Source organism: Actinobacillus vicugnae (assembly GCF_901687125.1).
GTDB lineage: Bacteria > Pseudomonadota > Gammaproteobacteria > Enterobacterales > Pasteurellaceae > Actinobacillus > Actinobacillus vicugnae.
The window spans coordinates 77,411-92,124 of sequence record NZ_CABFJY010000022.1 but is presented as its reverse complement, the minus strand read 5'-3'; the positions used below and the strand labels follow the sequence as shown (position 1 = coordinate 92,124).

Genomic DNA, 14,714 nt, shown 5'->3' with positions numbered 1-14,714 from the left:
TAACAATTTTATATAGGTGCTTATCTATGCATAAAAATATTTTGAATAAACAAGTAGTAAATGTCGCAGTCGCAATTTTGTTATCGCTTGGCGTAAGTGCGTGTTCTTCTAGTACAGGAAGTAGTGCTTCTGCTGGTAATACTGCCCAAACAGCTTCTACAGCAACACCAGTATCTTCAGGAGTTGCAACGGCAGATGCAATGAATAGTACAACTAATTCATCTTCTTCTGATTCAACGGATACTTCTGATAATAATACTGCAGACACTACTGATAATACTACGTCAAATAGTTCTACATCTGGTTCTGATAGTGACACTACCGACAATACTACTTCAAATGATTCTACGTCTGATTCGAATGACGAGCATACTGATAATAATACAGTAACAGATGATGATTCATCAAAGACACAAACTGATGTAATTTCTACGGAAAATCCGAAAGTATTTAGTTCTACAAATACAGCCACTGATGAGACTTCTTATCTTTATAAGTATATAAATGAGCCATTAACTTTAATTGAGGCAATGTCTTCTTCTCAAACTCAAACGGCTTCATCTTGTACTAATAGTGCATCAAGTTATGACGGATCTTGTCGTAAAACTGTTTCAGCAGGTACAGTTATGTTAAAAAATGAGCAAACATATTCAAGCTATGCGGTTATTCGTGAGGAAATAAAAGATAGTAGTCCAGCGAATTCTTATGTTGCAGTAGTTACAACAGCAACGCCAGAGTCTAATAAGTCTTCTGCATTAAATGCAAGTTATGCAGGTAAGGCTGCATATTCCCTCAATAATGCTGTAGCCGTAACATCAGCTAATTTTGCTATGAGTGTAGATAACAATGGGGGAATTACAGGTTCTATTTATACTGGTGGAACAAATGGTGGATCAGTTAAAACTTTTGCAACCTTTGATAATGGCACAATTTCTATTACTAATGGTTATGCGACCTTTAATGGCGATGCTACTTTTGCTGTAAGCTCATCGCTAAATGAGTCTGGTACATACCAAGGTTATTTTGCTGGATCTGAAGCGAATGAAGTCGTTGGCACATTTGAAACAGATGCAACAGCAAGTAAAACAGTACAAGGTGCATTTGCAGGTACAAAACAATAGAAATATTGTTCAGAAATTTATGCAAAATCAATTGGTTACATTAGGATGAATTATGCAAAAAACAAAGATAGCGCTATTAGTAAGTAGCACTTTTTTCGCTTCAAATATTTATGCTGAGAATACTATCCGCTTAGATGAGGTTATCGTTAAAGATCGAGCTTTCAGCCAAAAAATAGGTACACAAAAAATTACTGCTGAGCAGATTAAACGTTTACCAAGTACGAATGGCAATATTACAGAGTTATTAAAAAATAACCCTAATGTGTTGTATTCAAATATGGCTGAATTATCTACAAGTGCGGGAGAAATTAGTCCAGATGAAGTTTCTTTCCATGGTGAAAAATACTATAACAATAATTTCACAATTGATGGTATTTCAAATAATGACAATATAAATCCTGCCACGAATAACGCAGGGCGTGGTGGAAAGAACCCAACAGGCTTTGAAGCGTATGACTTACCTTCAGCTGGTTCACAGTCATTTTGGCTAAATACAAAATTAGTTAAGAACATGGAAGCTTTTGACAGTAATGTATCGGCAAAATACGGTAACTTTACTGGTGGTGTAATCAATGTGGAATTGAAAGATCCTGACTTTGATGAAAATCACGGCAGTATCTCATACCGTACAACACGTGGTTCATGGGCAAAATTTCACGTGCAAGAAGATAAACAAGATGATTTTGCAAATTCGAAAAGATTGGATTACCAGCCTGACTTCACTAAAAATCAATATAGTGTGAATGTAAGTCAACCATTAAGTGATAGCACTTCACTACTTTTTTCTTATAATCGTACGGATTCAGATATTAAATCTATTCATTCTTATATGTATTCAAAAGCGGATCCAAGCGGTTATACAACGGCGAAACAGAAACGAGTGAGTGAAACTTATTTATTAAAAGGAGTGCATTTTACTGAGAACGGAGATCAGTGGAAAGCTACTTTAATGTATTCGCCACATAAAGCAAAATATTTCCGTCAGAATGTAATGAATGGTGGTTATAGTAATACTGGTGGAGGGTATAGTGCTCAATTAGATTGGGAAAAACAATTCGAACATTTCAAAATGACAACCAAATTCTCTTATAAGAAAACGGGGAATGAAATTGAAAATGATGAAGGCGTTTATCGTCGCTATGTTTCATCTGATTCCATTGGCTGGGTAAGTAATAGCTCTGGTCAAGCGTTATATGGTGGATATGGTAAATACGAAACAGAAAAAGACACATTTACCTTAAAGCAAGACTTTAAACTAAATGAGTTTGATTGGAAAGATAGTTCTCACAAAGTAATTTTAGGCTGGCAAGCGGATCTTTCTAGGGCAAAATATATTCGTACTTCAGAAGCTTGGCAGTATTACTACACAAATAACTCTAATATTGTATGTGGTGATATGAATGAGTGTATTGAAGGTGAACAATATGCGACTAGTGCTCAAGCTTATCCAATCCGTAATGTAAAAGTAAATGATAGTAATTATGCGATTTATGCTGAAGATAATATTCAGTATAAAAACTTAGATTTGAACTTAGGTATTCGTGCAGATTACAATCAATTTTTAAAAAATATCAATATAGCACCTCGGACATCACTTTCTTACGACGTATTTGGTGATGAGCAAACCCGTCTATTTGGTGGTTTTAACCGTTATTATGCAACTTCTATGTTGGCATATAAATTACGTCAAGGTATCGGAAATCGAGATAGATGGATTCGAAATGCTGATACAAATTATGAATGGGTATATAGTTCTTCAGGCTCAACTCCTGTTCAAACAGCAACTAGTGATCTAGATACACCTTATAGTGATGAATATGTGTTAGGTATTGGTCAAAAAATATTAGGTACAGATGTGACGTTAAAATGGGTGCATCGTGATGGTAAAAAAACAATTTACTCGTGAATTGGTTGATGGGCGTTATACATTAAATAATGCAGGTTGGAGTAAAAATGATACTGTTACTTTGACTGTAGATAATATTGGCGAATATAAATTTAAATATGCCAATATTGACTGGGGAATGAGTTCAAGAATTAGCCATAATCGTACAAATAACAGTACCTATGATGCAAATTCTTTAGAAGATTACTCATATGCCGTATACAAAGGTATGCTAATTAACAAAGATGATTTACCGTCAAATGACTTTAACTCTAAATGGGGAATCACATTTAATCTAAATACTGAATTCCCAACGCTTGGTTTAACTTGGGACCAACGATTTAGTTATGTAGGTAAACGTAATTATATTCAAGCCAAATCATCTTCAATTAACTGTCAATATTCTACAAACCAAAGTATTTGTGGAAGTTTATATGGACAAGATATTGATGCTGTTGAGTACGAAGATGCGCAAATTGGTAGTCAATTCTTAATAGATTGGCATTTTGTTTATAAATTACCTACAGTACGTAAACAATATCTAGAACTAACACTTGATGTAAATAACGTTTTAGATAAAACCGCTGTAGCAAAATCTTCAGGCTCTACAACCTATTACAAAATGGGGCGTAATTTCTGGGTTGGAGCAAGTTATAACTGGTAGTAAGGTAAGCGGTTAAATTTTTCGGCAAATTTGCAAATTTTTGTTAAAATTTGACCGCTTAGATTGATTCCCTCTCGCTGAATTAAGCGAGAGGATTTTTCGTTTTTAGAAGGTTAAAAAATGCGTTTTATTTTAACAGCACTAGCGCTATTAGTTGTATCAAGCGCAAGTTATGCTGAAAAGAGTGAGCCAATTCAAGGCAAATTAGATAACGGTTTGAAATATACCATTTTGCCGTTGCATGATGAAAAAGGGCATATGGAAATCCGTCTGCGTGTTAATGCGGGCGGGGTGGATGAAAATGATGACCAAGCGGGTGTAGCGCATATGGTGGAACATCTTGTGTTTCGAGGGACAAGCGCTCACCCAAATGGTTTAATGCCTTATTTACACGAACAAAAATGGGTACGTGCGAAAAACTATAATGCAGTTACCACGACAGACAGTACCACCTATTTATTGACACCGCCAGCGACAGCAGGACTTGAGCAAAGCTTTGATGCACTTTCTCAAATGGTATTTAACGCACAATTGACCCAACAAGATTTAGATGATGAGCGCAAAATCATTATGGAAGAGTGGCGTCAAGGCTTAGGCGTCGGAGCAACCATGAATGAACAGCGTATGGCAGCGGTGCGAGCGGATTCTCGCTATGCTCGTCACCGTGTGATTGGTACGCCAGAGAGCATTCAATCAATGCCTGCAACGCAATTACAACAATTCTATCAAACATGGTATGTACCAAACAATATGAATTTATTGGTGGTAGGTGATGTTGAGCCTGAAAAAGCGAAAGAAGCAATCCAGCGCTATTTTGGCGAAGTAAAAAGCAAGCAATTACCGAAGCGTGATTACTTAGAGCCAACGTTAAAAGATCGTTTGTTGATTAACAAACTACAAGATCCTCGTAGTGGCGTCAGCCAAGTAGCTTATATTTTCCGTTTTGATGAAAGCAAGAGCCGTGCGCAAACCGAAGAAGGGCGTTATCAACGTTTAGTCGATCGCTTGGCATTATCGGCATTAGTTCAGCGCTTACGCAATCAGGCAGAAGTTCTGCCAAAAGGCGTTTCTTCGGTGGTGCCTCGTAAATCAGATATTGGTCGTAATACAGTAGCACTAGCGATTTTTGCAAGTGTAGCTCCAACTTCGCACCAATTAGGTTTAAAACAAATTTTTGAAGAAATTGAACGTATTAAACGTTTCCCAATTAGCCAAGAAGAATTGGATAAACAGAAAGCGCCAATCTTCGCTCAAATTGAAAATGCGAAAAAACACGATGGCGATCGTGATTTTCAAAAATGGATGCAAGCAATGGTGGATACGGTGTTAGTGGATAAACCGTTTTTAACTCAACCAGAGATTGCAAATTTAACCGAACCTATGCTGAAAAATATTTCAGTAAAAGAAGTGAATCAGCGTATTCAAGATTGGTTTAGTGCAAAAGATCGTTTAGTGAATTACCAACCACCTCGCAAAACACAAGTAGAGCCAATCACCGAAACAATGGTAAATGAGCTACAAGCACAAGTGGAAAAAGCTGAAATTACGACACCACAAAAAGAGAAAGAAATTGTGCCAATGTCGCTAAATGCATTGACTGGCAAAGGTTCGATTGTAAGTGAGCAAGCATTTAATGAACAGAATGTAAAACATTGGACGCTTTCTAACGGTGATAAAGTGGTATGGCTAAAATCGCCACTTGCGAAAGATCGTACTTTCTTTGTTGCACAAAGTTCTGCGGGTTTTAAAGCGCAAGACTTAGGTATTTGGCAAAGCCAAATTGCTTCGCAATTAATTGCGCAAAATGCACCGCTTGATTGGGAAATCGAACAGCTCCAGCGTTGGAAAGAGCTAAATAAAGTAAATCTCTCAATCAAGCAAACTGCGACTAAACTTACCTTTGATGGTTCGGCAGAAAATAACAAATTAGCGGAATTATTACGCCTCTATTACGCTTATCAAGTCGAAACTAAAGTGAAAGATGGTTTAGATGAAACCAAAGAAGCAGTGGCTCGTACCATTGATCTACAAAATGAAAAAAATGATGAAACAGAACGTTTAAAAGCAATTTCTAAGCTACGTTTCAACCTTGAGAAAGTGGATGATACTTTGCCAAATAAAGCTTCATTGGTGCAATTAACCGAAAATGATCTTAATCAACAATGGGCGAAAATGGTTAAAGCACCAACGACATTCTATTTGCTAAACGATATGGAAGAAGCTGAAGTGAAGAAATTAATTTCTGAATTTTTAGCGGATCTTGCTCGTGATAAGCGGTTAGAATCGAGCCAAACTTTACCAGTGGGAGGGAAGGCACAAGCCCGTTTTGCGATGAACCTAGAGCCAAAAGACGATGTGCGCTTATGGAGCTTTACGCCATATCAATGGCAGGGTAAAGATGCAATGTTAGTAGCACTGGTGCGTAATATTGCAAGCAATAAATTAAAAAATAGCTTACGAGACCAACAACTTGGTGTGTATAGCTTACGTTTTGACAGTAGCTTAAATCAAGAAACGCAGCGAATTGAATCAGCGTTAAGTTTTGTTGCAAATCCTGAAATCACCGACAAATTGGTGGAACAGGCTCGCTTAGTACTTAGCGATTTACCAAACCAAATCACTGAAGATGATGTGAAACAAGCCAAATCCATCTTTTTGCAGCAGGAAAAAGATCGTTTAAACGATCCAAGAACTTGGCTTTCACGTTTGATTTTAGGCGAAGAACAATTCGGCAATCCGCAATATCTTTCAGATATGCAAAAATTGGCGGATGAAATTAGCCTCGACAAAGTAAAAGTGATGGCAACAAATATTTATAATCCAGATAGTGAAAAGCTATTTATTACCACGCCCAAAAAATAGGCACAACTGATTTTATAGGCGGAGCATCGTCTCCGCTTATTTTTTGTTTTTCTCGGAAGTTTTAGGAATTTTTATGCAGTTTTTTAAAAATTTATATGCATTATGCAAGCCGTATTGGGCGATTAAATCCAACTGGCGCGCTTGGTTAATGGCGATTGTAATTATCGCAATCGGTTCAGGTTTTACTTATATCAACGTAAAAATTACCGAATGGTCAAAAGTGTTCTACGACACACTCGCAGGACTTGAGGTGGAAAAAGCCTATTCATTATTAGGTGAATATTTTATTTATATTGCGATGTTTGTACTTGCCAATGTCTATCGCACATGGTTACGTAAATTGTTGATTATTCGCTGGCGTCAAGCAATGACTGAGCAATTCCTCAATCAGTGGTTTTCTAAACAAATTTATTATCGCTTAGCGCATCGCAAGAAAATGGATAACCCCGACCAGCGTATCGCCGAAGATATCCGCCTGTTTATTGAATTAACCATTGAATTAACCATTTCGTTTATCTTCAACGTAATTCAATTGTATGCGTTTTTTATGGTGCTGTGGAATTTATCAGGCACTCCCGAATTTAGCTTGTTCGGACACACCGTTGTGGTAAAAGGTTATTTGGTTTGGGTAGCTGTAATTTATTCAATTTTGGGGACGATATTCACCCATTTAATTGGTCGTAAGCTACATGGACTAAAATATCAACAACAAATGTTTGAAGCAAATTTCCGTACTAGCTTGATTCGTAAACAAGACAATGCAGAACAAATTGCGCTTTACCAAGGCGAAGAAGCAGAAAAGCTCACACTTACCAATGAATTTAAAGCGATTGTGACTAACTGGCGTAGCTTAATGACTAAAGAGCTACAACTCGGTTTATTTACTGTTAGTTATGATCGTATGTCTAATTTATTACCAGTGGTTTTCTCAATTCCACTTTTAGTGATGAAGGTGATTACTTTTGGCGGCATTATGCAGATTCGTAATGCATTTAGTGTGGTAATTAGTGCATTCAGCTGGTTTATTTTCGCTTACTCTCGCTTGCCAGAATGGAGCGCTTCAATTAAGCGTTTAACGCAATTAAAGCAAGAAATGGATGCGTTAGAAAATATCGTCAATGCTGAAATTAAGCAGAGCGATAAAGCATTAGATACGCAAAAACTTGCAATTTATACCCCTGAAAATGACCGCTTGTTTAGTGAATTATCATTAGCAGTGGATCATTCGCAATGGGTACGTTTAAAAGGTAAAAGTGGCTTAGGTAAATCGACCTTATTACGTGTGCTAAGCGGTATTTGGGATTATTACGAGGGCGAATATAAACAGCCGAATAAATCTAGCCTACTTGTGCCACAACGTAGCTATTTAAATGAAGGAACTTTAGCTGATGTATTAAGCTACCCAACGAAGGATTGTTATAGTGAAGTAGAAATGAATACTGTACTGGAGCAAGTAGGGCTAAGCAATTGGATTAATCGTTTAGCAGAAACACACGCGTGGCACCATATTTTCTCAGGAGGGGAACAACAACGTATTGCGTTTGCTCGTATCTTGCTAAATAAACCAGAAGTGATTTATTTAGATGAAGCTACCAGCAGCCTAGATGAAGAATCCGCTACGCAAATGTTTCATCTGATTAAACAACAGCTACCAACCGCTTCGGTAATCTTTATTACCCACCAGCAAGAACTAGCTTATTTTGCAGATCAAGAAATTGATCTCACTGCTTATAAAGCCTAGGAGAAACTAAAGTCACCCATCAATCCCCTTCTTTAGCAAAGAAGGGGGATGTTTAGTAAAAATGAAAAATCAGCCTCCCGATTTTCGGCAAACAAAATCAAACCAAGAAGTAGGAAGCAAGCGTCTTAGCCACCAAAACAGTTTGGTAGGGAAAGTCACTTGATAACGAGCTTTCGGTTTTTTATCGGTAAGTGCTTGCAAGCAGGCTTCCGCAACGGCGGAGGCTGGTTTTGCAAACGGGTTGTCGTTCTTTTTAGTCGCTAAACGCTGATATTGTTGCTGATTAAATGCTGTTTTAGCGGTGTTTTCCACATCAATATATTTAGTCAATTTATCCAAAGAGTTGGAACGAAAATCGCTTAAAATCGGGCCTGGTTCAATTAAACTCACATAAATATTCGAACCATATAATTCATGGCGAAGCGTATCCGCCATTCCTTCCACTGCAAATTTTGTAGCGTTATACGCACCACGAAAATGCATTGCAGCAAACCCTAAAATACTACTGGTCAGTAAAATACGTCCGTGATTTTGAGAGCGGAAAATTTTGAGAGCATGGTTCATCACTTCCCATACCCCAAACACATTAATTTCAAATAATTCACGTAACGCTTCACGAGGAATATCTTCAACACAGCCTGGTTGTCCCTGACCTGCGTTGCAAAATACCGCATCTAAGCCACCGTTTGTTTTGATATATTCAAATGCTTGGGCGATTTGTGCTGAATCTAATACATCAAGCGCAATACATTCAAAACCTTCGGCTTGCAAGCGGTCAACATCCGCTTGTTTTCTGCAACTTGCAATCACCCGCCAGCCATTGGCTTGCAACAATTTTGCACTCGCATAACCAATGCCTGAAGAACAGCCTGTAATTAAAATGGTTTTCATATTTTCTCTGTTATTATTTAACAAATTACGCTTACAAAGCCTTCGGTTGATTCAGTTTCTCGAGCTAACGAAATATTATCATCTTCTTTCGGCGATCCCACCAATAATAGACCGATCACTTTATCGCCTGTACGACAGCCAAACATTTCACGTAATTTAGCACCTTCCACCCATTTTTTACTGATCCAAACTGTTTCAAAGCCCTGTGCATTAGCTGCCAATTGCATTGCATAAGTCGCGCAGCCAGCGGTAACAATTTGCTCCCAAGCAGGTACTTTTGGCGAGTCGTGATCAATTTTCGCAACAATGCCGATCACCATTGGCGCTTGATTGGAAAGCTTATCTGCCTTCGCCGCATTCTTTTCATCCATATTAAATTCAACCGCCGCTGCTGCTAAACATTCTCGTAATTTCGGCATACCACTTTTTTCAATTACCACAAAATGATAGGGCTTCATTTTGCCATGGTCTGGCGCACGTAGTGCCGCTTTAATTATATTTTCAAGTTGCACTGTATTTGGCGCAATATCACCAAATTTTTTATTTGAACGACGGTGTTGTAATAAATATAAAGTATCCATAGTCTATATTTCTAGTGTAAAAATTTAGCTTAGAATAACATATTTTGTTAATTCCTAGCTGATTTTGTGTTAGTTTAACTTAAAGTTTTTCCTCTTAAATTTAGGAGTATTATGTTAAAAATATTAAAAGGTTTTTATCAAATTTTTCGTTGTATTCGAGAATTTGTATTAAGCCTATTTTTTATCATCTTTGTGTTAGTATGCTTTGCATTTACTACTCTCTTACAGCAAGAATCAAAAACAAAAAACAACCCATCTAATTTTGAAAAAGGTGCTTTACTGCTTAATTTAGATGGTTATTTAGCCGATAATCATGATGAATACGGTGATTTACGCCGTTTACTTCAATCTGAATTAGGTAATAGCGAACCAATTAAAATATCCACTTTCGATGTTGCTCGTTCAATTACTAAAGCGATGAATGACGATCGTATTACAGGCTTAGTCCTTGATTTAGCACATTTCAGTGGTGGTGATCTTGCTTCAATACAATTTATCGGTACTCAAATTAACTATTTTAAACAAAGTGGCAAACCCGTAATTGCTATTGGTGAACAGTACAGCCAGCCACAATATTACTTAGCAAGTTTTGCCGATAAGATTTATCTAAACAAAGCAGGCTTCATCGATATTCATGCGCTAAGTCATAACAATATCTATTTTAAAACCTTACTAGATAAGATTGAAGCCGTCCCACATATTTTCCGTGTTGGTACTTACAAATCTGCGGTTGAACCATTTATTCGCGACAATATGTCCACTGAAGCGAAGCAAAATGCACAAACTTGGCTAAATTCTGTATGGAATAATATTCGCAACGATATAGCACAAAACCGCAATATTCAACCAAATCAAGTATTACCAGACAGCCAAACTTATATTGCCCAATATAAACAATTAAAAGGCGATGATGCTCAATACGCACTGTCTCAAAAATTGGTAACCGATGTTACAACTAATGCACAAATTCAGGCCGCTTTAACTGAGCAATTTGGAAAAGATAAAAAAGGTAATTACAAACATATTGATTACTTTGATTATGCCCAACAATTAAGCGACCGTTTTGAGGTAAATGCACCTCACAAAATTGCAATTGTGAATGTAGAAGGACAAATTATTACGGGCGAAAGCGATCAAGATTCCGCAGGAAGCGATACTATCGTAAAATTATTACGTAAAGTGCGAGAAGATGAAAATGTAGATGGCGTGATTATTCGGGTAAATAGTCCTGGAGGTAGCGCTGTTGCTTCTGAAATTATTCGCCAAGAGTTAGAAGCTATTCAACTCGCAGGTAAACCTGTGGTTACATCAATGGGTGGAATGGCGGCTTCAGGTGGTTACTGGATTTCAGCAACCAGCGATAAAATTATCGCTAGCCCAACAACGATTACAGGCTCAATCGGCATTTTTGGCTTAGCTACCAGCTTTGAGAAAACAGCGAAAAATTTAGGGGTCACAGAAGATGGTATTTCACTTTCACCCTTTGCTTCTCAAAGTCCGTTGAAAACCCTTTCAAAAGAACAAGCAGAAGTGATCCAAATCAGCATTGAAAACGGCTATGAACGCTTTTTAGATCTAGTTAGCCGTGGGCGAAAAATGGAAAAAAATGCGGTTGATAAAATTGCTCAAGGGCAAGTTTGGTCGGGTGAAGATGCCTTTAAACATGGTTTAGTCGATGAGCTTGGCGATTTCGACACGGCTTACGACGCGGTAACCGCATTAGTAAACCAACAACGTACAAGCAAAGGTGAAGCGCCAATCAAAAACTTTAGAGCGCAATGGTTCATTGATAGTAATGACAGCTTGTTAGGCTCCTTCTTAAAAGGAGCAAACCTAAAAATAAACCTTAGCTCAATGCTAAGTTTACCGAGCAACACACAAGCCAAGCAACCACTTGAGTTATTACAAAAATTCAACGATCCTAAACATGCTTATTTATACTGCCTAAACTGTGGCACGATAAAATAAACTAATAAGCGGTCAAATTTGCTGAATTTTTTGCAAATTTGTCCGCTTGTTTTTTCTTTTCTCCCCTCACATTTTTGTTTATAGTAACGCCCTTTTTGTCTTTTCGGATCAATTAAAATGAACAAAAAACAGTTAATAAAACTCGCCGTATTACTTGCTGTTGCGGTAATTTCTTATTTTTTTAACAATCAAAACTCAAAATCAGAAACCAGCAGTAAGCAAAAACCTGCTCAGCAATCATCTGTTCAACCAACACAAAATGAATATAGCTCAGAAACAGATGTACCGATTGCTAAAGCACCACAAGCACAATCAGCCTCAGCAACACAAGCCGCACTTTCAATGAATTACGATTCAAAGATGCATGAAGATAAGATTGGGCAAAATGCAAACGCCCCTGTCGATTACTATATGTTAGCGCTTTCTTGGTCACCTGCATTTTGTGAATCACAACGTAGTCGCAATCAAGGTAGCGTTCCGCAACATTTAGCTTACCAATGTGCGGGCGAACAAAATTTTGGCTGGGTAATTCACGGTTTATGGCCACAAAATGGCAAAGCGCGCTCAGTTGAAGATCATCCTCGTTATTGCCAAGGCGATTTACCCGAAGTTTCAGCCCAAATTGTTGAACAATATTTGCCTGAATCACCAGGCGCTGCCTTATTACAAGGTGAATGGGAAAAACACGGTAGCTGCGCTTTTGAAAATGCAGAAAGTTATTTTGCAAAACAAAAAGAATTATTTTACAGCTTAAAATTACCTACAAAAAACCTGCGTAGAAATGATTTATTCCAATGGATGCGTAAGCACAATCCACAATTACGAGGCATTTATTTGGGTGCAAGTAAAACTGAATTGTATGTGTGTTACGACAAAAAATGGCAGCCAATGGATTGCCCGAAATAAGTCAAATGAGTAAATCCGCCTCTAATCACGCCCAAATGCGTCAATTAAAAATGCAAGTTCAGCGCCAACTGAAACGCAATTTGGAGCAAGCCAATCACTATTTCAACAAAGGCTTTACGCCACCGACGGTAAGTTATGCCGTGCGTGGCGAAAAAGCTGGTGTTGCCTATCTTCAGCGCAATGAAATTCGCTTTAACCCCGTGTTATTAGCTGAAAATAAACAAGCTTTTATTCAACAAGTTGTACCTCACGAACTGGCGCATATATTGGTTTATCAACAGTTTGGTCGAGTTCAACCACATGGTAAAGAATGGAAAATGATGATGGAGCAAGTACTAGGCGTACCCGCCGAGACTTATCATTGTTTTGATACTCGAAATGTCATCGGTCAGCAATTTGCTTATCAGTGTGGTTGCCAAACGCACTATCTTTCTATTCGCCGCCACAATGCAATTGTACGTCATCAGCGACGCTATATCTGTAAGCAGTGTAAACAAACATTAACATTTAAAGACAATTTATAACAAGAGTTAAAATAACGTTAAAAGGTACTAGACTTTATTTCATTAGCGCCTAAAATTAACTCAATTTCTTGACTTTTATCAATTTATTATCATTTGGAGTATTTCATGACAATGGAAACAATCGTTATTGTCGGTGGTGGTGCAGGTGGTTTAGAGCTTGCAACCTACCTCGGTGATAAACTCGGACGTAAGAATAAAGCGAAAGTAATTCTCATCGACCGTAACACTAGCCACCTTTGGAAACCACTTTTACACGAAGTGGCAACAGGTTCTTTAGATGAAGGTACGGATGCATTAAGCTATCGTGCACACGCTAAAAATCATGGTTTCGAATTCCAACAAGGCACGCTCACTGCAGTAAGTCGTGACAAAAAAGAAGTCACCCTTGCTCCAATTTATAACGAACAAAATCAGCTTCTAGTTGAAGAACGTCATATCGCCTACGATAAATTAGTGATTGCAATCGGTAGTAAATCTAACGATTTCAACACCAAAGGCGTGGCGGAACACTGCATTTTCTTAGACGGTTCTGAACAAGCAAAACAATTCCAAAAACGTATGATGGAATTATTCTTACAGTTCTCGCACAGCGAAGATCAAGATGTAAAAATTGCGATTGTAGGTGGTGGTGCAACGGGTATCGAACTTTCTGCAGAGCTTTATAATGCAGTGAAATACTTAAACTCTTACGGCTTTGGTAAATTACACCGTGCAAGTTTAAAAGTAACATTAATAGAAGCTGGCGCGCGCCTGATCCCTGCATTAACGGAAAAAGTTTCTGCTTCTGCGTTGTCTGAATTACGCAAAGCGGGGGTAGATGTTCGCTTAAATACCATGATTACCGAAGCGGTAGAAGACGGCTTAATCACCAAAGACGGCGAAAAAATTGAAGCCAACTTAATGGTTTGGGCTGCGGGGGTTAAAGCACCTGATTTCGTTAAAGAATTTGGCTTTGAAACTAATCGCTTAAACCAAATTGAAATCAAAGATACATTACAAACTACGGTTGATGATTCCGTTTATGTTATCGGCGACTGTGCCGCGCTTATTCAAAATGGCAAAGCGATTCCGCCTCGTGCTCAAGCAGCACACCAAATGGCAACCCAATGCGGTAAAAATATCGTTGCTGTGCTTGAAGGGAAAGAACAAAAACCGTTTAAATTCAATGACAAAGGCTCATTACTTTCGTTCTCACACTTCGGTACCGTGGGTAACTTAATGGGTAACTTAATGAGTGGCGATATGTTTATCGAAGGTAAAATCGCGCGCCTTGCATACCTTTCTCTCTACCGTATGCACCAAGTCGCATTACACGGCTGGGTAAAAACAGGCTTGATTTTATTAGTTGGTCAAATCAACCGCTTCCTCAGACCATCAATGAAGTTACACTAAGCCAAACAAGCGGTCGAATTTTATACCACGCACGAGCCGTGCGTGGTTACGAAGCTCTGCGAGCCTGTTGAGCCACTTTATGGCTCGCCTCCGTTTCCTCACCATAAGGAATCGAAATTTCATAACTTGTTAATATTTAAAGGAAACCCCTCGCTTTAGAAAAAGGAGTTAGGGGAGAT

General features: G+C 38.2%; 11 protein-coding genes. 9 read left to right on the top strand and 2 right to left on the bottom strand.

Annotated features, from left to right (window positions below):
* Positions 1-26 precede the first annotated feature (26 nt).
* The 5 genes from F8M47_RS06395 to F8M47_RS06375 all read left to right on the top strand — a co-directional run bounded on the left by F8M47_RS06395 (position 27) and on the right by F8M47_RS06375 (position 8,273).
* Positions 27-1,121, top strand: coding sequence for a hypothetical protein (locus F8M47_RS06395; protein ID WP_150539307.1), 1,095 nt, complete (start codon positions 27-29; stop codon positions 1,119-1,121).
* A 52-nt stretch (positions 1,122-1,173) separates the two neighbouring features.
* Complete coding sequence (locus F8M47_RS06390; protein WP_150539306.1) at positions 1,174-3,027, top strand: TonB-dependent receptor plug domain-containing protein; 1,854 nt, start codon at positions 1,174-1,176, stop codon at positions 3,025-3,027.
* A complete protein-coding gene (locus F8M47_RS06385) occupies positions 3,002-3,670 on the top strand; it encodes a hypothetical protein (RefSeq protein ID WP_150539305.1) in 669 nt (222 codons plus the stop codon). Before F8M47_RS06390 ends, F8M47_RS06385 begins: the two co-directional genes overlap by 26 nt.
* Positions 3,671-3,790: 120 nt before the next feature.
* The gene (locus F8M47_RS06380; RefSeq protein ID WP_150539304.1) at positions 3,791-6,532 is read left to right on the top strand and encodes a M16 family metallopeptidase; all 2,742 of its coding nucleotides are present in this window, start codon (positions 3,791-3,793) and stop codon (positions 6,530-6,532) included.
* 73 nt (positions 6,533-6,605) lie between these two features.
* On the top strand, positions 6,606-8,273 hold the full coding sequence (locus F8M47_RS06375) for an ABC transporter ATP-binding protein/permease (RefSeq protein WP_150539303.1): 1,668 nt from the start codon (positions 6,606-6,608) through the stop codon (positions 8,271-8,273).
* Positions 8,274-8,342: 69 nt separating this feature from the next.
* Here F8M47_RS06375 and F8M47_RS06370 read toward each other — a convergent pair whose 3' ends face one another.
* Together F8M47_RS06370 and F8M47_RS06365 are read right to left on the bottom strand one after the other, a co-directional pair.
* On the bottom strand, positions 8,343-9,164 hold the full coding sequence (locus F8M47_RS06370; RefSeq protein ID WP_150539302.1) for an SDR family NAD(P)-dependent oxidoreductase: 822 nt from the start codon (positions 9,162-9,164) through the stop codon (positions 8,343-8,345).
* A gap of 17 nt (positions 9,165-9,181) precedes the next feature.
* The gene (locus F8M47_RS06365) at positions 9,182-9,745 is read right to left on the bottom strand and encodes a nitroreductase family protein (RefSeq protein WP_150539301.1); all 564 of its coding nucleotides are present in this window, start codon (positions 9,743-9,745) and stop codon (positions 9,182-9,184) included.
* A gap of 111 nt (positions 9,746-9,856) precedes the next feature.
* Between F8M47_RS06365 and sppA the strand changes: the two genes are divergently transcribed.
* The 4 genes from sppA (at position 9,857) to F8M47_RS06345 (ending at position 14,535) form a co-directional block, all read left to right on the top strand.
* Entirely contained in the window at positions 9,857-11,713 is a 1,857-nt protein-coding gene (gene sppA, locus F8M47_RS06360; RefSeq protein ID WP_150539300.1) for a signal peptide peptidase SppA, read from the top strand.
* A gap of 117 nt (positions 11,714-11,830) precedes the next feature.
* Positions 11,831-12,619: a ribonuclease T2 family protein gene (locus tag F8M47_RS06355; protein ID WP_150539299.1), complete on the top strand. Its 789-nt coding sequence runs from the start codon at positions 11,831-11,833 to the stop codon at positions 12,617-12,619.
* A gap of 35 nt (positions 12,620-12,654) precedes the next feature.
* Complete coding sequence (locus F8M47_RS06350; protein ID WP_425292570.1) at positions 12,655-13,143, top strand: SprT family zinc-dependent metalloprotease; 489 nt, start codon at positions 12,655-12,657, stop codon at positions 13,141-13,143.
* Between the two features lie 111 nt (positions 13,144-13,254).
* Entirely contained in the window at positions 13,255-14,535 is a 1,281-nt protein-coding gene (locus F8M47_RS06345) for an NAD(P)/FAD-dependent oxidoreductase (protein ID WP_208790039.1), read from the top strand.
* Positions 14,536-14,714: the final 179 nt, after the last annotated feature.